Below are 23255 nucleotides of genomic sequence, written 5' to 3' on the forward strand. Positions count from 1 at the left end.
GATCACTTCACGCGCGACCTGTTCGATGGTCGTGATTTGTTCAGTGCCGAGTGAAATTTTTCCTAGGTCTGGTCCGGTTCGCTCGAACCGGGAAAACTCGCAATGACAGGTCAGGCCGGGGACGCGGACGTTCGATCAGCGGACCGTCCGGTGTCCCCGGCCTGACTTCGTGCGGAGCGGGCGCGGTTCGGCTCAGGCCTGGGTCTGCGGCTTCCGCGAGACGACCAGCCGGGCGACGGGCTCGACGACCCGTGCCGCTACCGGCCCCAAGATGGCCATGAGCAGGACGTACGCGGTGGCCAGGGCGGCGAGTTCGCCGGAGACGGCTCCGGAGCCGACAGCGAGCCCGGCGATGACGATAGAGAACTCACCGCGGGCGACGAGCGCAGCACCGGCTCGGGCGCGGCCCATCTTGCCGATGCCCTGGGAACGGGCGGCGAACCAGCCGGTACCGATCTTCGTGATGGCGGTGACCACGGCCAGCAGCAGGGCGAACCCGAGCACCGGCGGAATCTGCGACGGATCGGTGTTGAGCCCGAAGACCACGAAGAACACCGCCGCGAACAGGTCGCGCAACGGCTCCAGCATCCGGGTCGCGTTCTGCGCGGTGGAACCGGAGATCGCGATGCCGAGCAGGAACGAACCCACCGCGGCCGAGACCTGCAGCTCCGAGGCGATGCCTGCGACCAGCAGGGCCGAACCCAGCAGGCGCAGCAGGAACACCTCAGGATCGGGGCTGTCGATCAGTGCGGAGACGTAGCGCCCGAACTTCAAGGCGACGACGAGCACGATCGAGATCACGATCAGCGAGACGCCGACGGCGGTCAGCCCGCCGAGCAGGCTGACCCCGCCCAGGACCGCCGTGAGGATCGGGAGGTAGAGCGCCATCGCCAGGTCCTCGAAGACCAGGATGGACAGCACGACAGGTGTTTCGCGGTTACCGAGCCGACCGAGGTCGCCGAGGACTTTCGCGATGATGCCGGAAGAAGAGATGTAGGTGACGCCCGCCATGGTCAGCGCGCCGATCGGACCCCAGCCCAGCATCAGGGCGACGATCGCCCCGGGGGCCGTGTTCAGCACCAGATCGACCAGACCGGCCAGCCAAGAACGCCGGAGCCCCGTGACGAGTTCGCCAGCCGAGTACTCCAGCCCGAGTAGGAGCAACAGCAGCACCACGCCTATTTCGGAGGCTAGATGCGTGAACGGTTCGATCCCGTGCAGCGGTATCAATCCGCCGGTGCCGAAGGCGATTCCACCTATGAGGTAAAGCGGGATCGGTGAGATGCCGATTTTCCAGGCGAGGCGGCCTAATACGCCGAGACCGAAGAACACCGCTCCCAGTTCGATGAGGGAGATCGCCGTGTCGTGCACCGTGTTTCCTCTCGCCCCTGTCCGAGTACCTATTCAGTTGTCCCGCTGCTTGAGCGCACGGGGTTTCCGCCCAAGAGCGCGGTGCTCTTGGGCGGGTGCGGACGACCTTGTCCTCTGCGGGGCTCGGCTCTGCGTCTAGCCCCGTTCGAGGATTTCGCCTGCGGCCCGGAGTCCGTCGGCGGTGCCGACCACGACCACCAGGTCGCCGGCGCTGAACTCGAAGTCGGGGCGCGGTGACGGGTGCACGGTCCCGCCGCGGACGACGGCGACGATCGACGCCGAGGTGCGGGTGCGCATCTCGGTGTCGCCGAGGGCTCGTCCTTCGTACGGCGAGCCCTGGTTCACCGGGAGCTGCCAGGTGTTGATCCCAGCGACCCCGCGCTGCTGCTCGCTCAAGCGCGCCACCAGTTGAGGGGCGCCGAGCAGGTTGGCGAGGGTGTTGGTCTCCTCGGCGGTCAGCCCGGCCGAGGCGGCGACCTTGTCCGGGTCGTCGTGGCCGGAGACGATCAGCTCGAAGCGTCCGTCGCGATACGTGATCACACCGATCCTGTGCCCGGAACGAGTGACGAAGTCCTGTTGGGTCCCGAGTCCCGGAAGCGGGGTCACTGTGACGTCCACGTGTTCGAGCGTAATACAAGAAGGCGTGCGCGTGAGCAACACCTGGACCGAACCGGCGAGGACCGACTCGGAACACGCCCGATGGGCGCGTGCCGTGAGCGGCGTGCCGCCGATCGTGGACGCAAGTGGGGAACCCATCGGTGGAGCAGGCACAATGAGTGGTTGGTCCGGCGTTTCCTCGGCCGGCGGTGACTAAGGAGGAGACTCGACGTGGCACACGCCGAGCTTCGTGGGGTGGTGGCCCTCGACGGCCCCTCGGGCACTGGGAAGTCGACGGTGGCCCGGAAGCTGGCCGCGGCGCTGTCTGCGTCGTACCTCGACACGGGCGCGATGTACCGGGCGGTCACGCTCGCGGTGCTGCGCGCGGAGGTGCCGGTCGCCGATGAGGCCGCGGTGGCCGAGGTGGCCGCGTCGGCGCTGCCGGTGATGGGCACGAACCCGCTGCTGCCGACCGTGACCCTCGCGGGCGAAGACGTGGGGCAGGAAATCCGCGGCGCCGCGGTGACCGGTGCGGTCTCGGCGGTCTCGGCGGTCGCGCGGGTGCGCGAGCTGCTGGTCGACGAGCAGCGCAGGCTCATCCGGGAGGCGCTGGGCGAACCTGGTGGTGTGGTGGTCGAGGGCCGCGACATCGGCACGGTCGTCGCGCGCGACGCCGAGTTGAAGGTGTACTTGACCGCTTCGTCGCAGGCGCGGGCGCGCCGCCGCAGCGATCAGGATTCGGCGGCCGGCCGGGTCTCCGATCTGGAGAGCACGCATGCCGACGTGCAGCGACGGGACGCGTTCGACTCCGGTCGCGCGGTGTCGCCGCTGCGGATGGCGGACGACGCCGTCGAACTCGACACCACCGAGCTGGACGTCGCTGGCGTGTTGGAGCAGCTGCGGACGCTGGTGGACACCAGGGGGCTGTTCGCAGGGGTGGAGTCGACGCGATGAGCGCGGGAGATCTGCCGGAGGGCGCGTCGCGGCGACTGCACCGGGTGGGCCGCTGGATCGGGAAGACCTTCGTGCGGCTGCCGTACCGGGTGCGGGTGCACCACCTCGATCGGGTTCCGCGCACCGGCCCGCTGGTGCTGGTGGCCAACCACAGTTCGCTGCTGGAAGCTCCGCTGCTGTTCGGAATCCTGCCGCGCAACGTGGTGTTCCTGGTCAAGCACGAGTTGTTCCGAGGGCCGCTCGGCTGGTTCCTGCGCCGGATCGGGCAGATCCCGGTGCGCCGCGGGGAACCGGACCGGACTCCGCTGCTGGCGGCGGTGCGGGTGTTGCGGGCGGACGGGTTGGTAGGCGTGTTCCCGGAAGGAACTCGCGGTGATGGTGAGGTGTCCAACGCGCAGCACGGTGCCGCGTGGTTGGCGAGGACTTCCGGTGCGCGGCTGCTGCCGGTGGCCTGCCGGGGCACGCACCGTCCGGCTGGGCAGGGCCGTAGGCTGTTGCCCAGGGTGGATGTGCTGTTCGGCGAGCCGGTGACGTTGCCGGTGGCCAAGGGGCGCGCCGGGTTGACGGCAGCGACCGAGCAGGTCCGCAATGAACTGGTCGGGCTGATCGCCGAATTGGACGGGCTGATCGCCGAGACCTCCGAAAGCGACGATGCGAGAGGGAAACGAGCGTGACCGAAGAGTCGGTGGGCCGCCCGGAAGATGTGGGTGCGCCGCTCGACGGCGGCCTGGACGGTACGTGGTCGGACGAGGCCGAATGGACCGAGTTCGACGGGGTCGAGGGCGCCGAGGACGCCGCCGAGGGCGGGCCGCAGCCGGTGCTGGCCGTCGTGGGCAGGCCGAACGTGGGCAAGTCGACGCTGGTGAACAGGCTGCTGGGGCGCCGCGAGGCGGTCGTGCAGGACCAGCCGGGCGTGACGCGGGACCGCGTGTCCTACGACGCGTTGTGGAACGGCAGGCGTTTCACGGTGGTCGACACGGGCGGCTGGGAGCCGAGCGCCAAGGGGCTGCAGGCGGCTGTCGCCCAGCAGGCGGAGATGGCGATGTCCACGGCGGACGCGGTGCTGCTCGTGGTGGACGCCCAGGTCGGCGCGACCGCGACGGAAGAGGCCGTGGCGCGGGTGCTGCGCCGTTCGAAGCGGCCGGTGCTGCTGGCGGCGAACAAGGTCGACGACGAGCGGACCTACGCGGACGCGGCGGCCCTGTGGTCGCTCGGGCTGGGAGAACCGCGGCCGATCAGCGGTCTGCACGGGCGTGGTTCCGGTGACCTGCTGGACGCGGTCCTGGACGTCTTCCCGGACGTGCCGCACGAGCAGTTCGGTGTCACCGGCGGGCCTCGCCGGGTCGCGCTGGTGGGAAAGCCGAATGTGGGCAAGTCGAGCCTGCTCAACCGGCTGACCGGTGAGCAGCGTTCGGTGGTGCACGACGTCGCGGGGACCACGGTCGACCCGGTCGACTCGCTGGTCGAGCTCGACGGCGAGGTGTGGCGGTTCGTCGACACGGCGGGGCTGCGCAAGCGGGTCCGGACCGCGAGCGGCACCGAGTACTACGCGTCGCTGCGGACGAAGGCCGCGATCGAGGCGGCGGAGGTGGCGGTCGTGCTGATCGACGCTTCCGAGCCGTTGACCGAGCAGGACCTGCGGGTGATCAGCATGGTCATCGATGCGGGTCGTGCGCTGGTGCTGCTGTGCAACAAGTGGGACCTGGTCGACGACGACCGCAGGCGGCGGCTGGACAACGAGCTGGACCGCGAGATGGTGCGGGCCCGGTGGGCGGAGCGGGTGAACGTCTCCGCGGAGACGGGGCGTTCGGTGGCGAAGCTGGCGCCGGTGCTGCGCACCGCGCTGGAGTCCTGGGACACCCGGGTGCCGACCGGTCGGCTCAACTCCTGGCTGTCGGATCTGGTCGCGGCGAGCCCGCCGCCGGTGCGCGGCGGCAAGCAGCCGAAGATCCTGTTCGCGACGCAGGCGCATCCGCGTCCGCCGACACTGGTGCTGTTCACCACCGGGTTCCTGGAGGCCGGTTACCGGCGGTTCGTGGAGCGCAAGTTCCGCGAGGAGTTCGGGTTCACCGGCAGCCCGGTTCGGATCTCGGTGCGAGTTCGGGAACGCAAGGACGGGCGCAAAGCACGCCGCTGATCGGACCAGTGGCCGGGTACTGCACGCAGACCAAGATTGCCTTGCCGATAGCCTTCGGTCGGCCCTTTGCACAGGGGAGGTGACCCAGGGTGCGTGCTGATTCCGCCGCGGAGGGTTCCGCGACGCGGCCTATCCGGCTGGTGTTGGCCGATGACGAGGTGATGTTGCGGCGGGGCCTGCGGGTCCTGCTGGAGCATGACGGCCTGATCCGGGTGGTCGCCGAGGCGGGTACCGGTGATGAGTTGCTGTCGGTGGTGCGAACGCACCAACCGGATGTGGCGTTGATCGACGTGCAGATGCCGGGCAAGGACGGGCTGGCCGCGTTACGGGAGTTGCGCGGGCTGCCGCGTCCTCCGGTGTGCGCGGTGCTCACGACCTTCGACTTGGACGACTACGTCGCGGAGGCGTTGCGCCTGGGTGCGCACGGCTTCTTGCTGAAGGACGCGGAGCCGGAGGCGTTGGTCCGCGCGGTGCAGGACTTGGCCGCCGGCGGCGCGGTGCTGGATCCGCGGATCGCGGTGCGGTTGTTGCCGCGGTTCCGCTCGCTGGGCGACTCGGCGCACGAGGTCCGGTTGGTTCGGAGCTTGTCGGCGCGGGAACGTCAGGTGCTGGAGCTGCTCGGCGCGGGGCGTTCCAACGCGCACATCGGCGAGCAGCTGGGGTTGACCGAGGCCACGGTGAAAAGCTATGTCTCAACGGTGTTGAGCAAGCTGGGGGCCGAGAACCGCGTGCAGGCCGCGTTGATCGCGCAGCGCGTCGCGGGGACGGGTGAGGGCGAGCGGCGTTGAGCGGGCTCACCGAGTCGCGTCCGCGGCGGTTGCTGCTGGACGTTTTGGCGGTGCTGCTTCCCGTCGTGGCGGTGTTGCTGGCGCAGAACGGGTCGACGTGGGCCCTGGTGACGGGGTTGATCGCGTCCGCCGGGCTCGTCTTGCGGCATTGGTCGCCGCGGTTGGCGTTGGTCCTGTGCCTTCCGGGGTTGGCAGGCGGTCTCGGCTGGGCGGCTGCGTTCGTCGCGTTGTTCCGGTTGGGGCGCGCCCGGTCGCAGACCTGGTGGCTGGTGGGCTGGGTGTCGCTGGCCGCGGCGAGTGCGTTGCTGCCGGTGCTGATCTGGCAGTCGTTGCCGCCCGCGGACTTGGCCTTGACGGTGACGGTGGTGCTGATCGCTGCGGGGAGTCCGGCGGTGATCGGTACGTTGATCTCGACTCGGGCCCAGTTGACGACCAGCATGCGCCGCTTGCAGGACGCGACCGATGCGGAGCTGTCCGCGAAGGCCGACACCGCTCGCGCCGAGGAGCGCGCCCGGATCGCCCGTGAGATCCACGATGCGGTGGGCCATCACGTCACGTTGATCGCGGTGGAGGCGGCGGCGCTGGCCGCGACGACCGCGGAACCGGACGTCCGAGACTCGGCGATCCGGGTGCGGGGCTTGGCGAAGGAAGCGCTGGGCGAAATGCGTTCGACGTTGGGCCTGGTGGCGGAGGAGCGGGACTCGACGAGTGCGCGGGCCATTCCGGAACTGGTGGCGCGGGCTCAGCGGTCTGGCGTCAGGGCGACGCTCAGCGATGAGTGCTCGCAAGCGGTGCAGTTGTCGTCCGGGGTGAGCCGGGCCGTGTACCGCGTGGTGCAGGAGGCGCTGACGAACGTCTCGAAGCACGCGCCGGGCGCGGAAGTCCTGGTGGCGCTGACCGGGGACGACGAGCTGCTGCGAGTCGTGGTGCGCAACGGTGCTTCGATGCTGAGCGCTCGCGCGGTGAGCGTGGGAACTGCGCCGGACGTGGGCCGTGGCGGTTCGGGGCTGGCCGGGTTGTCGGAGCGGGTGCGGATGCTGGGCGGCACGTTGGACGCGGCGCCGTCGGACGAGGGCTTCGAACTCAGAGCAGAACTCCCGCTGAACCGGTCGTAGCCCGGCTCCCCTCTTTGCTTTGGTGGCGGGGAACCTCGGCGTTCTCCCGCTGCGGGTCACTTTTCGAGTGGCTCCGCCACGCGCACCAGTGCTGTCTTCGCGCGAAGAACGCTGAGAACCGCTGGGTGGTCCGGCTGCGGTGGCCGCTGCTCAGCGGCTTCGCCGCTGAGCAGGACGATGGTGGATCCGATTCAGTGGGATCTTGCGGGTTCCGCGGGCGGGGGCGGCTGGGGCCGCCCCCGCGTTGTCGTTCTGGTCAGGCTTCGGAGGTGCGGTCGGTGCCGCCCAGAGCCGCGCGCAGGAATTCGATTTGGAGCAGCAGCAGGTTCTCCGACGTGATCTCGTCGGTGGGCATGTGGCTCACACCGGGCAGCGACAGCATGGTGTGCGGGCGTGCCGCTGCTTGCAACGCCGCCGACAGGCGCAGCGAATGCGCGGGGAAGACGTTGTCGTCGACGGTGCCGTGCAGCAGCAGCAGCGGTCGGTGCAGGTTCTCCGCGTCGTCGGCGAGCGAACTCGCGGCGTAGTCCTGCGGGTTCCGCGCGGGGTCGCCGAGGTAGCGCTCGGTGTAGTGGGTGTCGTAGAGCCGCCAGTCGGTCACGGGGGCGCCCGCGATGGCGGCGTGGAACACGTCGGGGCGGCGGAGCACCGCGAGCGCGGCCAGGTAGCCGCCGAAGGACCAGCCGCGGATCGCGACCCGGCTCAGGTCGATCTCGGAGCGCTGCTCCGCCAGCGCGTGCAGCGCGTCGACCTGGTCCTGCAGCGGAGGTTCCGCCAGGTCGCCGCTGATCGCGCGGTCCCAGGAGGGGCCGCGGCCGGTCATGCCGCGACCGTCGACGACGACGACCGCGTAGCCCTGGTCGGCGAACCACTGGGAGGTCAGATAACCCTGCCGCCGGGCGAGCACGCGCTGCGCCTGCGGCCCACCGTAGGGATCGAGCAGCACCGGCAGCGGCCCGTCGTCGTCGGTGTGGCCCTGCGGCAGCAGCAGCGCGGTCCGGAGCTCGCGATCACCGAGGCGCAGCAGCTCCACGTTGGGCGTGATCGACGGGGTCTCCGGGTGGGAGCCGATCTCGCCGAGGACGCGTTCGCCGTCGGCCACCCGGAAGCGGGAGTGCTGGGACTCCAGGCCGGAGTGGGCGAGCAGGGTGGTCGTCCCGGTGCGGACGGCGCTGTGCACGCCGGGTTCGGTGCTGACGCGTTCGGCGCCGTCGGCGGTGCAGCGGTACAGGTGGATCTCGGCGGGATCCTCGGCGGAGGCCGAGATCAGGACGTCCTCGCCGATGTCGATGATCGACCGCACTTGCAGCGACTCCGGGGTCCACGGCACGTCGCCGACGAACAGGCGGTAGCTGTCGCCGTCGACGCCGATGCGGACGAGCTCACCGCTGGGGTGCCAGGCGGGCCAGCCGGGCTTGATCTCGATCCAGTGCTCGTCGGTGTCGCGGTGCACCTCGCGGGTGCGACCGGTGGCGGGGTCGACCACCAGCACCAGCTGGACTCGCTGGTCGCGGCTCTGCACCGCGATCAGCGGTGGTCCGCCGCGGGACCAGTGCGCGGTGACCAGGTACGGGTGGGCTTCGCGGTCCCACTCGACGTCGACGGGCGCGGTGTCCACGCCGAGCACGGTGAGGCGGACTTCGGCGTTGGCGGTGCCCGCCGCGGGGTAGCGCAGGGTTCGCGGTGCCTTCGCCGGATCGGCAGGGTCGGCGAGGTACCAGTGCTGAACCGGTTGCTCGTCCACGCGGGCCGCGAGCACCGCGGTGCCTTCCGGGGACCACCAGTAGCCGCGGTAGCGGGCCATCTCCTCGGCCGCGATGAACTCGGCGGCTCCCCAGGTGACGGTGTCGGTCTCGGGTTCGGCCAAGGCCCGGTCGCCGGCGCCGTCGGTGCCGATCAGGCGCAGCGCCCCGCCGGAGAGGTAGGCGACCCAGCGGCCGTGCGGGTCCGGTCGCGGGTCGGCGACGGGCTGCTGAGCGGGCAGTTCGCGGACGGCCGCGGTGCTCAGGTCGGCGTGGAACAGCCTGCCGGACAGGGTGAACGCCACCTGGGTCCCGGCGCTGTCGGTGGCGTAGCCGGTGATGCCGGTGGCCCGTTCCCTGGAACGTTCGCGCCGGGCCTGCTCCTCGTCGGAGACCTCGTCGTCGATGAGCAGTGTGGCCGGATCGGCGACCAGCGTCTCGGTGCCGGTCGTGACGTCCCAGCGCCACAGGGCGTTGCTGCGGTCCGTTCCGCTGGCGGAGCGCAGGAACAGCACTGTCTTGCCATCGGGGGTGATGGTGAAGGTCCGCGGCACGCCGAGGGTGAAGCCCTGGGTGCGCGCGCTGTGGCGGGGAAACGACGGAACGGACTGCATACCTGCACTTTGCCAGCTTTCCGGGCATGAGCGGGAGCCAGGTGGCGTCGGCGTGTCGGCTCTTGATCAAAGTCTTGACAACCTACGTTGGCCGACGGAATCGTTCACTGCGGGTGTTCGTCCGAGTCCGTTGCGTGTTGAGGAGGATCGAGTGGCGATCCGGTGGTCGCGGGTGCGCGGGATCTTGTTCGCGCTACCGATCCTGCTGGCCGCCACGGCGCCCGGCTCCGCCGCCGCACCGCGGCCGGCCAGTGACGCGACCTACTACAACGACGCGGCGCTGCCCGCGGCCGACCCGTTCGTGCTGCGGGATCCGCGCAGCGGCGACTACTTCGCCTACTCGACCGACGGAGCCGATCCCGGTCACGAGTTCGCGATCTACCGCTCACCGGATCTCGTGACGTGGCAGCGGCTTCCCGGTGGCGCGCTGGACATGGGCGACGGCGAGCAGTGGGGCCGGGACTGGTTCTGGGCGCCGGAGGTGTATCACAACCCCGCCACGGGCCGGTACTTCCTGTTCTACTCGGCGCGCTTGCGCGACGGGGTCGCCGAGCACTTCGGCTATGCCGATTTCGAGGAACCCAGCAAGGTCGGCGTCGCGGTGTCCGACTCGCCCGCCGGTCCGTTCCGCAACATCACGCCGGGACCGATCGACTACCACCCCTACGATCCCGACTACCACGACGTGAACCTCATCATGGACGCCGAGCAGAAGAAGCCACCGGCGACCCTGGAGGAGGGCCGCACGGCGCCGTTGGGCACCTACATCCCGTTCATCGACCCGAACGTGTTCTTCGACGACGGGCGGATCTTCCTGTACTACTCCCGCAACGCCTACCGGAACTGGGTGTGGGACCACGGGCTCGGGAAGTACATCGAGGAGTCCAACGTCCTGGTCGTGGAACTGACGGCGGAGTGGTGGAACGACCCCACGGGCACGACGATGCCGCAGATCGCGCCGGGCTACCGCGACGCCAACCGGTCCCCGGACGATCCGCCGGGGGTGCGCAAGGACGGGTTCACCCCGATCGTCGACTACGGTTCCGATCCGCAGCAGTGGGAGAACGCGCACGTCGACGACTACGCCGAGACCGGCGGTGCGGAGAAGGACCGGCGGTGGTCGGAGGGGTCCACGGTCGTCCGGACGACCACTCGGGACGGCAGGCCGCGGTACTTCCTGACGTATTCGGCGAACAACTTCGCCAACAGCTTCTACGGAGTCGGGTACGCGGTGGCCGACGATCCGCTCGGTCCGTGGCGCAAGAGCCCGGCGAATCCGGTGCTGTCGCAGGACGAACGGCAGGGCATGTACTCCACCGGGCACGGCAGCGTGATCGCCGCGCCGGACTCGGCCGAGCTGTACTACGTCCACCACGGCCGCCCGTCCGCGGAGATCGACCGCAGGCTCTACACGTCGCGGCTGCACATCGACCCGGACCGGTCGTCGCTGCGCATCGACGGGACGACCGAGGATCGGCCGGTTCCTTCCGGTGTCGCGCCGTATTCGCTGGTCGCGGATCGGCCGCTGATCGACGTCAGCGGCGGCCGGGGTGAGGTCGGGTGGCGCGTCGGCACCGCCTCCGGAACGGCGATGCCGTTGGGGAACTCGCTGAACCGGGTGGAGCCCCAGGTCGATCCGGCGAGCGGGCTGACCGTGGAACCCGCCGCGGACGGGGCGGTGGTGCACGGTTCGCCAGCAGGGGTGGTCCCGCTGCGGTTGAGCTACCAGCGTCGGCTCGCCGCCGGCCCTTACGCCGAGGTGCATCAGGACGCGGGGCCGGTGGCGATCACGGTCCCGGTCGCGGACTGCGCGACGACGGTGGCCGGTGAGCAGGCGGACATCGTGGTTTCCGAGGGCGTGACCTGCCTCGTGGACGCTCAGGTCCGCGGTTCGGTGCGGGTCGCGCCGGGTGCGTCGCTGATCGCGGTGAACTCGACCGTCGACGGGGCGGTGCACGCGGAATCACCGGGCGCGGTGTGGCTCTCGGGAGGTTCGGTAGCCGGGCAGGTCCGGGTGCGCGGGGCGGTGGGCCCGGTGCGGGTCGACGGTGTGGAGGTGGACGGTTCGGTGACGTTGACCGGCAACTCCGGTCCGGTCGTCGCGGGCTCCGTCATCGGCGGGGCGCTGCGCTGCTGGGGCAATCCCGCGCCGGTCGGCGAGGGGCGGGCCAACGAGGTGCGCGGGGCCGTCCGGGGGCAGTGCGGCGAGCTGTAGTTCTCTTTGCCGCGCGGTGGATTCCACTGGTGGCCGTCGAGTGGGATCCGTGTCGATTTCGGGTGCGCGACGCCGTGATTTCTCCCCCGCAGGAGTTATTCGCCGGTGTGTCGGACGGGGGTGCGGGGCCGCGGATTCCTACGTTCGCGGTGCCCGAAACGCCCCTCGCACCGCGTCGCCGCCGGCGGTGGTGCCGTCCGGATGAGAGCTGTCCATGGATCTCACGGTCGTCGTTCCCTGCTACAACGAACAAGACGGAATTCCCCGCCTGCACGCGGAATTGCTGCGGGTGCTGCCCGGCGTCGCCGCCGACTACGAGGTGGTGGCCGTCGATGACGGCAGCACCGACCGGACCCTGCCGAGGTTGCGCGAGCTCGCGGCGTCCGATCCGCGGTTCCGGTACCTGTCGCTGAGCCGCAACTTCGGCAAGGAGGCTGCGGTGCTGGCCGGTCTCCGGCGCGCGCACGGCCGTCGCGTCGTGATCATGGACGCGGATCTGCAGCATCCACCGGAACTGCTGGGTCGGATGCTGGCGGTGCTGGACTCCGGGCACGACCAGGTCGTGGCCTGCCGGGACCGCTCCGGTGAGCCGTTGTCGCGACGACTGACCGCGCGGGTTTTCTACCGGCTGCTCAACAGGTTCTGCGAGATCCGGGTGCCCGATGGCGCCGGTGATTTCCGGATGTTGACCCGGCGAGCGGTGCAGGCGCTGCTCGCGCTGCCCGAACAGCACCGGTTCTCCAAAGGCCTGTTCGCGTGGATCGGGTTCGACACCGCGCACGTGCCGTTCCGGGGTGGTGCCCGGCAGGGCGGTCGGTCGCGGTGGACGTGGCGCGCTCTCGTCGAGCACGGGGTGGACGGCTTGTTCTCCTTCCACCGCAGGCCGTTGCGCTGCGCGGGCTACCTCGGTGCGCTCGTCGCCGCGGCGGGCGCGGGCCAGGCGTTCCGGGAGTTGGCGAGCGGTGGGCCGCTGCTGGCGCCGGTGCTGCTGTGCGTGGCCGGGGTGCAGATGCTGCTGCTCGGCGTGGTCGGGGAGTACCTGGGCCGGATCCACCTCGAAACGATGGGCCGGCCGCACTTCCTGGTGAAGGAGTCCGGCGGCCTCGCGTTCGGGATCGGTGGCGCGGCGGGCGATCGCGGGTACGACGCGCTGTGCGCGGCGTCCGCCGAGCGGGTGTAGGTGGTGTCGGCGAACAGGGGCGGGTGGCCCCTGCTGCGCTTCGCCGGTGTGGGCGGGGTGAACACCGCCGTGCACTACGGCGTCTACATCGGACTGTCCGCGGTGATGTCGGTGCTGTCGGCGCACGTGGCTGCGACGGTTACCGCGATGGGGTGCTCGTACCTGCTGAACTGCCGGTTCACCTTCGGTGTGGCGCCGAGCGCGCGGTCCTTGCTGCGGTACCCGCTGTCGCACTTGGGAGATCTGGTCGCCGGTACGGCCGCGATGGCGGTGCTGACCAGAACGGCGGAGATCGACGCGCGGGTGGCGACGGTCGCGGCGGGTGTGGTCGCGATGCCCGCCACCTTCTTGATCACCCGTGCCGTGCTGACTCGCGGCGCGCGGGGCGACGGGAGGCTGCGATGAGGGCGCCGATCGTGGCAGGCCCGTGGCGTCGGGACCTTGGCGCCGCCTGCGGGGTGGCGGTGGTCGTGGCGCTGCTGGCGCAGTTGCCGGTGCTGGTGAATCCGGCGTTCTACTTCTGGGACGACAGCGCCGCGCAGTTCCTGCCGATGTGGCACCGGCTGGGCGAACGGGTGCTAGCCGGGCAATGGCCGCCGCTGCTGGAACCGGACTCGTGGATGGGCGGTGACATCGCGGCGGAGGCGTTGTTCGGCGTGTGGAATCCCGTGCACCTGGTGGAATTCGTGCTCGTCGTCGCCATCGGTGACCTGGCGGTCGCGGCCGTCGTGGTCAAGACGCAGTTCTTGGTGCTGCTGGGAGTGGGCACGCACGTGCTGTGCCGGGAGTACGGCGCCTCCCGCCCGGTGGCCGCGGTGTTCGGCGTGGCGCTGCCGGTGTCCGGTTTCGTGCTGTACTTCCAGGCCGCCACCTGGGCGGGCGGGTTGATGGGCCTGGCCTGGGTGCCGTGGGCGTGGTGGGCGCTGCGGCGGGCTGGTCGCGATCGCGCTCCGGTGTGGGTGGCGTTCGTGTTCGGGTACCTGTGCGTGTCGGCCGGTGATCCGTACGCGGTGCTCGCGCTGGTGCTGGTCGGCGCGGGACTGCTGCTGGAGCTCAGGTTCGCGCGGCTCGGGGTGCGGCGGTTGCTGCTCGCGGCAGTGCCGGTGGCGATGGTGGTGCCGCTGGTGTTCGTGCCGGTGCTGGCGACGGCGCCGGTCGGCTGGCGCACGGGTCTGCTGCTGTTCAACGCGGGGCTGCTGGCTCCGGATGCGGGTGATCTGCTGAACCTGAGCGTCGCCGGGTTCGTGCCGCAGATCCGTTCGTTCGGCTCGTTCCGGATGACGGTGCCCGCGCTGTACTTCACCTGGTTCGCGCTGCCGTTGGCTCCTTGGCTGGACTGGCGGGTGTTGCGCGCGCGGGCGCGGCACTGCGCGGGCGTGTTCGTCGTCGCCGGTGCGGGCGTGCTGCTGTGCCTCGGCCCGTCGCAGGTCGGGATGCTGCGGTGGCCGCTGCGGCACCTCCCGGTCGTGTACCTGGCGTTGGCGGTCGTGCTGGCGGTGGCGCTGAGCTCGGGAGTGCGGACCGAGCACCGCCGGACGCGAACGCTGATCACGCTGCTGGCGGTGGCGCTGTGCGGGTACTTGTCGTTCGCCGCCTGGCCGTCGTTGTGGGCGCGGCACGTCGTGTCGGTGGTGCTGATGGGATCGGTGCTCGGCTTGGTGGCGCTGGGCCGGCGTGCGCTCGTGCCGTGGGGGCTGCAGCTGGGCACTGTCGTCGCGCTGGTGTGCCAGGTGTGCTGGTTCCCGGCGAACCACGACGTCGCGGTGTACTCCTTCCCCTCCGACGTGCGGCGGATCCGCGCTGACTTCGCGCACCTGCGTTCGGGAACGGTCGTGCAGATCGCCGACCGGTCGCGCATCGCGGCGCGCGACGTCGAGTCGGGTGCGGCATGGCGGCAGCTGCTGTTCGGGAACATGCACGCGGTGGCCGGGGTGCCGAGCCTGGTGTCCTACACCGGGATCGGATTCCGCTCGCTGCACGAACGGCTGTGCCTGGGGTACTTCGGCGCGCAGTGCCCGGACGCGTACCGCCGGTTGTGGGAGGCGGACGAGACCGGTGCGCCGTTGGCGGACCAGTTGCGGGTGCGCCACGTCGTGGTGCAGCGCCGATCGCTCGACTTCCCGGTCGCGCCGCCCGGCTGGCGGGTGGTCCACCGGGATGCGGCCGTCACCCGGCTGCAGCGGTCGGAGCCGGTGCCGTGGCCCGCGGGCCGGTTGAGCGTGGCGTCCGACGTGCGCGTGCTCGCCGACGACGAACGCTCGGCGCGGTCCGAACAGGTGCGCTTCGACCGCGCGGGGCCGCGGGCGGAGCTGGTGTTCGCCCGTCTGGCCTGGCCCGGATATCGAGCCACCGCGGACGGAGCGGAGTTGCCGGTCCGCGCGACCTCCGCGGGACTCGTGCGGGTCGAACTTCCCGAAGGGACCCGTGCGGGCACGGTGCGGCTGGACTGGAGTCCGCCGGGGTATCGAGTGGGGATCGCGCTGGCGCTCGCAGGGGCGCTGCTGGCGTTGCTCGGCGGCAGGAGGTGGGCCTGATGCGGGGAAGTTGGCGTGCGTCGGTTCTGGCGGTGACGGCCTGCGTGCCGCTGTCGTTCGCCCCGACGCCCGGGGCGGCGGACACCGGTGGAGCGCGGTACGTGCAGGTGGTGGCGCATCCCGACGACGACATCCTGTTCATGAACCCGGACCTCCGCACGGCCGTGCGATCCGGGGCGCCGGTGACCACGGTGTACCTGACGGCGGGGGAGAGCGATGTGCGGCCCGCCGAGCCGTACGCGGCCGGCAGGCAGGCCGGGAGCCGTGCCGCGTTCGCGGAGATGGCGGCAGCACCCGACGAGTGGGAACGCTCGGCCACCGAGGTCCTGCCCGGTCGCTTCGCCGAGGTGCACGCGCTGCGGACGCGTCCGGCGATCCGGCTGGTGTTCTTGAACCTGCCGGACGACAACGATCCGCTCGCAGCGGGCGGAAAGCACGCGTTGAGTCGACTGTGGGCGGGCGGTGGGCCGGTGCGCACCGTGGTGCCGGAGGGCGCTCCGCTGCCCGGCCCGTCCGAGTACGGCCGGGACCAGCTGATCGGCGCTCTGGCCGAGCTGTTGCGCCGGTACGACCCGACGGTGCTGCGGACGCAAGATCCGTTGCCGGATCCTCGGTACCAAGCGCACTGGGACGGGCACGACCACCCGGACCACGTGGCGACCACCCGGTTCGCGACGGCGGCAGCGGCGCGGCACGACGGGCCGGTCCGCGTGGTGCACTACCGCGGTTACAACGTCGCCGACGCCGCGCCGAACCTCTCACCGGACGTCGTGGAGACCAAGCGGCGGATCTTCGCGCGCTACGCGCCGCACGATCCGATGGTCGGGCTGGGCGAACCGTACGGGACTTGGCTGCGCAGCATGCGCTACCGCTGGCCCGCGAGCGGGCACCGGGTCGAGCGGGACGACCGCGGGCGGCTGCACTTCGCGGACGTGCGCGGTGGGCGACTGCTGCTCGGCGAACGGGACGGGTCGCGGATCGAGCCGGTACCGCTGCCCGCGCCGCCGGTGGGGTCCGGTGATGTCGCGTTCTTGCGGGGAGGGGACGGGCTCCGCGTGGTGGTGCGGGACTTCCGGACCGGAGCGTCGTACTCGACGAGCCAGGACGCGGGCGGGCGTTGGAGGCCGAGGTGGCGGACCGTGGCGCCACCGGGCGACGGGGCGGCGCTGGGAAACATGGCCACTTCCTCCACCGCGGACGGCCGGTTGGTGGTGGCGCGTTCGGACGCGAGATCCGGGGTGAACGTCCGGATCGGTGATGGGCCGTGGATTCGGCTCCACGCCGAGGACGTCGGCGACGTCGCGGTGGTCCGCGGGCGAGGCGGGGTCGTGCACGTCTTCGCCGCCACGCCCGACGGCATGACGCACTGGGAGTCCGCCGGGGACGAGTTCGTCTCGGCGCCGGTCCCGCCCGGATTGCGCCCGGCCGGGCCGATCGGGGCCACGGCCGCCGCGGACGGCACGGCGCTGCTCGCGTTCCGGCAGGCCGACGACGGTGCGCTCGTGGTGCTCGCCGAGCCGGATGAGCCCGCCCGCGGGTGGCGGGTCCGGGCACGGCTGCGCTCCTCCGGCGGCGGATCCGGCCCGGCGCTGGCGGCGGCGAGCGCGACGAGCCTGGTGCTGGCCGTGCGCACCGGACTCGGCGGCACCGAGGTGTTCCGCCTGAGTCCGCGCGGGGTGCACCGGACCGTGCTCCGCGGCTCGGTGGCGGACCGGCCGTCGCTGAGCGCCGACGGCACGCTGGCGGCCACCGCCGACGACGGCGCACTGCTCGTCAGCGAGCCCGGACCCGACGGCGCGTACCGGCGGTGGGAGAGGCTCGCGGCGCCCGTCCCGGCCGGACGGCCGCGGCGGGACGGGCGCACCTGCCGGGGCGGCGGTGTCGGTGGCTGCCGTCTCCGCGGGCGGCCCCGGCTCGCGAACACCGCGCAGCCTGGTCGTACGGCACGGGAAAATACCAATATCAATGTTAAAGATGCCAGGGAGGCTGTGAACGGTGCTGCGGGCGGGGTCGGGTGGGCCTCCTGAGCAGGGCGGGCGCGGGTCTCCGCCTCGCGGGGCGGCACGAGGTGGCACGTGCGAGCGCAGGCTCAGCCCAGGGGGACGAGCCGCACATCGGAGTGCTCGCGCATCGACTCCACCAGTGCGGGATCGAGCTCCCCGGCCAGCAGCACGTGGTCGAAGTCGGCGACGGGGGCGAGCCGGTGCAGCGCGGCGCGGCCGACCTTGCTCGAATCCATCATCAGCACCCGCGTGCTGGCACTGTTGATCATCGCCCGCTTCACCAGCACGATCTCCTGCTCCTGGTGGAAGGTCATCTCGGCGTTCATCGCCGAGGTGGACAAGAACATCAGGTCCACCGACAACCCGCTGATCATCTCTTGGCAGGGCAGTCCGATGAAGGAGTCGTGCGTGCGGGAGTACTCGCCGCCGATGCTGATCAACCGGATGTCCGGAGCCTCTCGCAGCGTCTCGTGCACCTGCCGGTAATTGCTGACCACGGTCAGCGGTCCGACGTCGGGCAGCAGGTGGGCCAGGGCGAGAGCCGTGGTCGAGTCGTCCAGCAGCACCGACATGCCGGGGGCGATCAGGGGCAGCGCGGCGGCGGCCAGCGCTTCCTTCTCCTTGGTGTGGGTGTGCAGGCGGAAGTCCGAGCTGCTCTCGAACACGGTGGAGGGTTGCGCGGAGACGCCGCCGTGGAACTTGCGCAGCAGTCCGCGGCTGACCAGATCGTCGATGTCGCGGTGCACCGTCATCAGGCTGACCCCGGTCAGCGCGGACAGCTCCGCTGCGCTGGCGAAGCCGCCCTCGACGACGTGGTCGATGATCTGCTGCTGGCGCAGGAGCCGGGGGGACTGCTTCTTGGATGCGGACGCCATGGCCGCCATCTTGCCTCCTTGCTGCACTGGACCGCGGGACCGGCCGAAGCCGACCAAGTATCATCGATGTAGTGACAATTAACTACCCCGATGTTAATTTGAGCGCCGTCACTGAACGACTGGGAGGTACACCGATGACGCAGCCCGACCGCGCGCCGGGCGCGCACCGAGCGGTCGTCTTCGACATGGACGGCGTCCTGGTCGACAGCGAGCACCTGTGGGAGCGGATGTGGGCGCGTTTCGCAGCCGCCCGCGACCAGACCTGGACGGCCGAGCAGACCCGCCAGGTGCAGGGCATGAGCGCTCCGGAGTGGTCGGCGTTCCTGGCCCGCTTCAGCCTCGCCGAGGAATCCGCCTCGGAGACCGAGCGCATCGTGGTCGACGACATGATCGTCGCGCTGGAGGCGGGGGAGATCGAGCTGCTGCCCGGCGCCGAGCGCATGGTGCTGGAGGTGTCGGAGCGGGTGGTCATCGGCCTGGCCTCATCGGCCCCGCGCAGGCTCATCGACGCCGTGCTCGATCTGCACGCGCTGAGCGACTGCTTCAGCGCGACCGTGTCCAGCGCCGAGGTGCCGCGCGGGAAACCGAGCCCCGACGTGTACCTGGCTGCCGCGAACAAGTTGGGCAGGCACCCGCGAGAATGCCTGGCCGTGGAGGACTCCAGCAACGGGTTGCGCTCGGCCGCGGCGGCCGAGATGACGGTGGTGGCCATCCCCAGCGCCGACTACCCACCCGCCGAGGACGCGTTGACCGGCGCGTCTTTCGTGGCCGCGGACCTCGACGAAGTGCGCGTCCGGCTGCTCGAATCGTTGACGACGCCCGTTGTGGGCTGACCGACTCGGACGGAGGAGTCTGGACATGACGAAGGTTCTCGCCGCGGGTGACCGCTTCGTGGACCCGCAGCTGTTCGTGAGCGCGCTGACCGAACGGGCGGTCGGGCACGACCTGAGCTTCAGCACGATGAAGACGGGCTGGCCGGTGGAACCGTTCGGCCCGGTCGGGGGCGTGCGCGAGGCCAGCGGAACCGAGCAGCAGGTGCTCGAAGCACTGGGCGACGCCGAGATCCTCGCCACCCAGATGGCTCCGGTGACCGCGGAAGTGCTGGGCAAGAGCCCGAACTTGCGGTTCGTCGGCGTCGCCCGCGGCGGGCCGGTCAACGTCGACCTCGCCGCGGCCACCGAGGCGGGCGTGATCGTCAGCTACACCCCCGCGCGCAACGCGGCGGCGGCAGCGGAATTCGCGGTCGGCCTGATCCTGGCCGCGATGCGGCGCATCGCCGACTCGAACGCGGAGCTGAAGAACGGCAACTGGCGCGGCGACTACTACGCCTACGAGCAGGCAGGACTCGAACTCGAAGGCGCCACGGTCGGTCTGGTCGGCTACGGAGCGATCGGGCGCATCGTGGCGCGGGTGCTGTCCGCGTTCGGCGCGCACGTCCTGGTCTCCGACCCGTTCGTCGGCCGGGCCGAAGCGGACCGGGACGGCGTGCGGCTGGTCGAGCTCGACGACCTGCTGCGCGCGAGCTCCGTGGTGAGCCTGCACGCGCGGCTCACCCCGGAGACCGAGCACCTGATCAACGCCGAGAACTTGGCGCTGCTGCCCGAGGGCGCAGTGCTGGTGAACTCCGCGCGAGGCGGGCTGCTGGACTACGCGCCGCTGCCGGAGCTGCTCGAATCGGGCCGGTTGGGGGGCCTGGCCCTCGACGTGTACGACATCGAGCCGCCGCCGCGGGACTGGCCGCTGTTCAACGCGCCGAACGTGATCACCACCCCGCACCTGGCCGGGGCGACCCGCCGGACCGCCGACCGCGCCGCGGCCATCGTGGCGGGCGACGCGGCGCTGTTCCTCGACGGACGACGGCCGCGCCACGTGGCCAACCCGGAGGTCCTGGAACGGCTGGAGGGCCTGAGCCCATGATCATCGGAGTCGATGTCGGTACCTCGGTGACGAAGGCGTCGCTGCTGGGCCGCGACGGCTCGGCCCGAGTCACCCACAGCGTGCGCAGCACCCTGCACCGCTCGACGGGCGGGCGGGTGGAGCAGGACCTCGACGAGGTCGTGGCTTCGGTGATCAGCGTGGTGCGCTCGGTCGCCGCCGAGGCGGATGCGCCGGTGCAGGCCCTGGCGATCACCGGCCAGGGCGACGGCCTGTGGCTGCGCGACGCCGCGGGCGCCCAGATCGGCCCCGGGCTGTCCTGGCTGGACGCCAGGTCGGCGCCGGTGCTGGAGCGCTGGGAATCGGAGGGCGTGCTGCGCCGGGTGTACGGCTTGACGGGCTCGGGCATGTTCCCGGGTTCGGCGGCGCCGCTGCTGGCGCACGTGGCCGAGCACGAACCGCAGCGGCTGGACCGGGCGGAGGTCGCGGGCTACTGCGTGGACGCGATAGTGCAGCGGCTCACCGGCGAGATCACGGTCGACGCCTCCGACGCGTCGCTGCCGTTCCTCGACGTGCCCACTCGCGCTTACAACGCGGCGGTGCTCGAAGCCTGCGGGTTGAGCGGATTCCGCGCGCTGCTGGCGGAACCGGCGCCGCCGGGCAAGCTGTTCGCGCTGGATTCGCGCAGTGCCGCCGAGCTCGGGCTGCCTCCAGGCCTGCCCGTATCGGCGGGTCCCTTCGACCTGCCCGCCTGCGCGTTCGGCTCGGGAGTGCGCGCGGACGGCGACGCCGCCCTGGTGATCGGCACGACGCTGGGCTGCCAGGTGCTGCGCGACGAGGTCACCATCGACCCGGACGCGGATGCCGCGGGCATGTGGCTGGCCACGCCGGACCCGGACCGGTACCTGCGGGTGATGCCGGCGATGGTCGGCACCGCGAACCTGGACTGGGTGCTGCGCATGGTCGGCGCGGGCGTGCACGACCTGGAGGCCCTGCTTGCGGCGAGCCCGGCCGGGGCCAACGGAGTGTCGGCGTTGTCGTTCCTGTCGTCCTCCGGTGAACGAGCCCCGTTCGTCGAGCCGCACGCCCGCGGCCAGTTCACCGGGCTGTCGTTGGAGACGACCCCGGCGGACCTGGTGCGGGCGTTGTGCGAGGCGGTCGCGTACGCGGCGCGGCACAACCTGGAGTCCGCCGGTTTGACGGGAGAAGTCGCCGCCTGCGGTGGCGGCGCGCGGTCGGCGGCGTGGAGCCGGATCTTCGCCAGCGTGCTGGGACGGCCGCTGCACGTGCCGCACGAAGAAGGCGTCGGTGCGCGCGGGGCGGCGATGACCGCGTGGGATTCGCTGGGTGAACCGGTGGATCGCGAGCTGTGGGCGAACGCCCGGCACACGGTGGAGCCGGACGCGGCGGCGGTGGAGTTCTACGAGCGCGGGTATCGCGCATATCTGGAATCGATCGATCGGGCCCGACCGGTGTGGCGGTCGGGGGGAGGAGCATCCGGATGACTCGTCTGTACGACGATCCGGCGACGTTCACCGAGGACATGGTGGCCGGTTTCGTGGCCGCGAACCCCGGTTACGTGCGCGAGGTGCGCGGCGGCGTGGTGCGGGCGCGGCGTGCGCGCCGCGGCAAGGTCGCCGTGGTCACCGGCGGCGGATCCGGGCACTACCCGGCGTTCTGCGGGGTGGTCGGTCCTGGTTTCGCCGACGGCGCGGTGATCGGCAACATCTTCACGTCCCCGTCGGCGGAGGACGCCTATTCGGTGGCGAAGGCCGCCGACACCGGTGCGGGTGTGGTGTTCTCGTTCGGCAACTACGCCGGGGACAACATGAACTTCGGGCTGGCCGTGGAGCGGCTGCGCCGGGAGGGGATCGCCGCGCACAACGTGGTCGTGACCGACGACGTGGCGAGCGCGTCGGCGCAGGACATCGGCAAACGCCGTGGTGTGGTGGGCGATTTCGTGGTGTTCAAGGTCGCCTCGGCCGCCGCGGAGGAGGGCTACTCGTTCGACGAGGTGGTGCGGGTCGCCGAGCACGCCAACGACCGCACCCGCAGCCTGGGCGTGGCCTTCGACGGCTGCACGTTGCCGGGCAGCCCGCAACCGCTGTTCGAGGTTCCGAACGGCCGGATGGGGTTGGGCCTGGGCATCCACGGCGAACCCGGTGTGTCCGAAGTGGACATGCCCAGTGCGGCGGAGCTCGCCCGCACGCTCGTCGACGGGGTGCTCGCCGAAGCGCCCGAGGGAACGGGGACGCGTCGCGTGGCGGCGATCCTCAACGGGCTGGGCGCCACGAAGTACGAAGAACTGTTCGTGGTGTGGAAGACCGCGTCCCGGCTGTTGGCCGAGGCGGGTGTCGAAGTGGTGCAGCCGGAGGTCGGTGAGCTGGTGACCAGCCTCGACATGGCCGGATGCTCGTTGACGCTGACCTGGCTGGACCCGGAGCTGGAGCGGCTCTGGAGTGCGCCCGCCGATTCCCCCGCCTACCGCAAGGGAAGCATCGTCGAGTCCGATGTGGACGATGAAGTGGTGGAGGAGGCCGCCGAGGTGGTCGCGGCGGCGACCGTCGTGGCCCCGCAGATCGGTCAGGACACCGCGCGGCTCGTGGTCGCGGGACTGCGGTCGCTCAGCGAGCTGATGCACGAGTCCGAGGACGAGCTGGGCAGGCTGGACGCGGTGGCCGGCGACGGTGATCACGGCCGGGGCATGTCGCGCGGCAGCGGCGCCGCGCTGGAGGCGGCGGAGCGCGCCGCCACCGCGGGTGCGGGTCCCGCCGCCGTGCTGATGGCCGCGGGCGACGAGTGGGCTGCGAAGGCGGGCGGCACCTCGGGCGCGTTGTGGGGCGCGGGGCTGCGGTCGTTCGGCGACCTGCTGCCCGACGACCGGGAGGCCACGGCCGCCGACCTGCTCGCCGGGTCGCGGGCCGCGCTGGAAGCTGTGCAACGGCTCGGCCGCGCCGAAGCGGGTGACAAGACGCTGGTGGACGCGCTGATCCCGTTCGTCGACGCGTTGGAAGCCGCGGTCGGGGACGGGGCCGGAACGGGCGAGGCGGTCCGGCGGGCGACGCGGGAGGCGACCGCCGCCGCGGAGCGGACGGCCGAGCTCACCCCGCGCACCGGGCGGGCGCGCCCGCTGGCGGAACGCAGCGTCGGCACTCCCGACCCGGGAGCCACTTCGCTGGCGATGGCGCTGAACCGAGCAGCGGAAGTCCTCGGTGGACGGAACACGCAACTCGACACGACTGAGGTGAAGTGACG

General features: G+C 71.3%; 18 protein-coding genes. 14 read left to right on the top strand and 4 right to left on the bottom strand.

Annotated elements, in window-relative coordinates; translation table 11 throughout:
- Positions 1–192 precede the first annotated feature (192 nt).
- Both OOZ19_RS22445 and OOZ19_RS22450 read right to left on the bottom strand, forming a co-directional pair.
- The gene (locus OOZ19_RS22445; protein ID WP_266092123.1) at positions 193–1371 is read right to left on the bottom strand and encodes a cation:proton antiporter; all 1179 of its coding nucleotides are present in this window, start codon (positions 1369–1371) and stop codon (positions 193–195) included.
- Between the two features lie 135 nt (positions 1372–1506).
- Positions 1507–1989 carry a cation:proton antiporter regulatory subunit gene (locus OOZ19_RS22450; RefSeq protein ID WP_266092124.1) on the bottom strand — a complete coding sequence of 161 codons (483 nt, stop codon included), beginning with the start codon at positions 1987–1989 and terminating at the stop codon, positions 1507–1509.
- Between the two features lie 210 nt (positions 1990–2199).
- On the opposite strand from OOZ19_RS22450, the gene cmk reads away from it, so the two are divergent.
- The 5 genes from cmk (at position 2200) to OOZ19_RS22475 (ending at position 6962) form a co-directional block, all read left to right on the top strand.
- The gene (gene cmk / locus OOZ19_RS22455) at positions 2200–2922 is read left to right on the top strand and encodes a (d)CMP kinase (protein WP_266092125.1); all 723 of its coding nucleotides are present in this window, start codon (positions 2200–2202) and stop codon (positions 2920–2922) included.
- The gene (locus OOZ19_RS22460; RefSeq protein ID WP_266092126.1) at positions 2919–3596 is read left to right on the top strand and encodes a lysophospholipid acyltransferase family protein; all 678 of its coding nucleotides are present in this window, start codon (positions 2919–2921) and stop codon (positions 3594–3596) included. The genes cmk and OOZ19_RS22460 overlap by 4 nt, the downstream gene beginning before the upstream one ends.
- Positions 3593–5059: a ribosome biogenesis GTPase Der gene (der, locus tag OOZ19_RS22465; RefSeq protein WP_266092127.1), complete on the top strand. Its 1467-nt coding sequence runs from the start codon at positions 3593–3595 to the stop codon at positions 5057–5059. Before OOZ19_RS22460 ends, der begins: the two co-directional genes overlap by 4 nt.
- Before the next feature lie 89 nt (positions 5060–5148).
- Positions 5149–5847 (top strand): response regulator, encoded by a 699-nt coding sequence (locus tag OOZ19_RS22470; protein WP_266092128.1) that lies wholly within the window; start codon positions 5149–5151, stop codon positions 5845–5847.
- Entirely contained in the window at positions 5844–6962 is a 1119-nt protein-coding gene (locus OOZ19_RS22475) for a sensor histidine kinase (RefSeq protein ID WP_266092129.1), read from the top strand. Before OOZ19_RS22470 ends, OOZ19_RS22475 begins: the two co-directional genes overlap by 4 nt.
- 256 nt (positions 6963–7218) lie before the next feature.
- Here the strand turns inward: OOZ19_RS22475 and OOZ19_RS22480 are convergent, their stop codons facing one another.
- Entirely contained in the window at positions 7219–9318 is a 2100-nt protein-coding gene (locus tag OOZ19_RS22480; protein ID WP_266092130.1) for a S9 family peptidase, read from the bottom strand.
- Positions 9319–9469: 151 nt separating this feature from the next.
- Between OOZ19_RS22480 and OOZ19_RS22485 the strand changes: the two genes are divergently transcribed.
- From OOZ19_RS22485 to OOZ19_RS22505, 5 genes are all read left to right on the top strand, one after another.
- Positions 9470–11533: a glycoside hydrolase family 43 protein gene (locus OOZ19_RS22485; protein WP_266092131.1), complete on the top strand. Its 2064-nt coding sequence runs from the start codon at positions 9470–9472 to the stop codon at positions 11531–11533.
- A 214-nt stretch (positions 11534–11747) separates the two neighbouring features.
- On the top strand, positions 11748–12713 hold the full coding sequence (locus OOZ19_RS22490) for a glycosyltransferase family 2 protein (protein WP_266092132.1): 966 nt from the start codon (positions 11748–11750) through the stop codon (positions 12711–12713).
- A gap of 3 nt (positions 12714–12716) precedes the next feature.
- Complete coding sequence (locus tag OOZ19_RS22495) at positions 12717–13118, top strand: GtrA family protein (RefSeq protein WP_266092133.1); 402 nt, start codon at positions 12717–12719, stop codon at positions 13116–13118.
- The gene (locus OOZ19_RS22500; protein ID WP_266092134.1) at positions 13115–15247 is read left to right on the top strand and encodes a GtrA family protein; all 2133 of its coding nucleotides are present in this window, start codon (positions 13115–13117) and stop codon (positions 15245–15247) included. The genes OOZ19_RS22495 and OOZ19_RS22500 overlap by 4 nt, the downstream gene beginning before the upstream one ends.
- Positions 15247–17274 (top strand): PIG-L family deacetylase, encoded by a 2028-nt coding sequence (locus OOZ19_RS22505; RefSeq protein ID WP_266092135.1) that lies wholly within the window; start codon positions 15247–15249, stop codon positions 17272–17274. The genes OOZ19_RS22500 and OOZ19_RS22505 overlap by 1 nt, the downstream gene beginning before the upstream one ends.
- Before the next feature lie 62 nt (positions 17275–17336).
- Here OOZ19_RS22505 and OOZ19_RS22510 read toward each other — a convergent pair whose 3' ends face one another.
- Positions 17337–18125 (bottom strand): DeoR/GlpR family DNA-binding transcription regulator, encoded by a 789-nt coding sequence (locus OOZ19_RS22510; protein ID WP_266092136.1) that lies wholly within the window; start codon positions 18123–18125, stop codon positions 17337–17339.
- A 134-nt stretch (positions 18126–18259) separates the two neighbouring features.
- Here OOZ19_RS22510 and OOZ19_RS22515 point away from each other — a divergent pair, with 134 nt between their 5' ends.
- Genes OOZ19_RS22515 through OOZ19_RS22530 form a run of 4 tightly spaced genes read left to right on the top strand, consistent with a single transcriptional unit; the run spans position 18260 to position 23253 of the window.
- A complete protein-coding gene (locus OOZ19_RS22515) occupies positions 18260–18958 on the top strand; it encodes an HAD family hydrolase (RefSeq protein WP_266092137.1) in 699 nt (232 codons plus the stop codon).
- A gap of 25 nt (positions 18959–18983) precedes the next feature.
- Positions 18984–20042 (top strand): 2-hydroxyacid dehydrogenase, encoded by a 1059-nt coding sequence (locus OOZ19_RS22520; protein WP_266092138.1) that lies wholly within the window; start codon positions 18984–18986, stop codon positions 20040–20042.
- On the top strand, positions 20039–21505 hold the full coding sequence (locus tag OOZ19_RS22525; protein WP_266092139.1) for an FGGY-family carbohydrate kinase: 1467 nt from the start codon (positions 20039–20041) through the stop codon (positions 21503–21505). The genes OOZ19_RS22520 and OOZ19_RS22525 overlap by 4 nt, the downstream gene beginning before the upstream one ends.
- Entirely contained in the window at positions 21502–23253 is a 1752-nt protein-coding gene (locus tag OOZ19_RS22530; protein WP_266092140.1) for a dihydroxyacetone kinase family protein, read from the top strand. Before OOZ19_RS22525 ends, OOZ19_RS22530 begins: the two co-directional genes overlap by 4 nt.
- Positions 23254–23255 lie beyond the last annotated feature (2 nt).

Origin of the sequence: Saccharopolyspora sp. NFXS83, assembly GCF_026241095.1 — a bacterium.
In the GTDB taxonomy this organism is placed as follows: domain Bacteria; phylum Actinomycetota; class Actinomycetes; order Mycobacteriales; family Pseudonocardiaceae; genus Saccharopolyspora_C.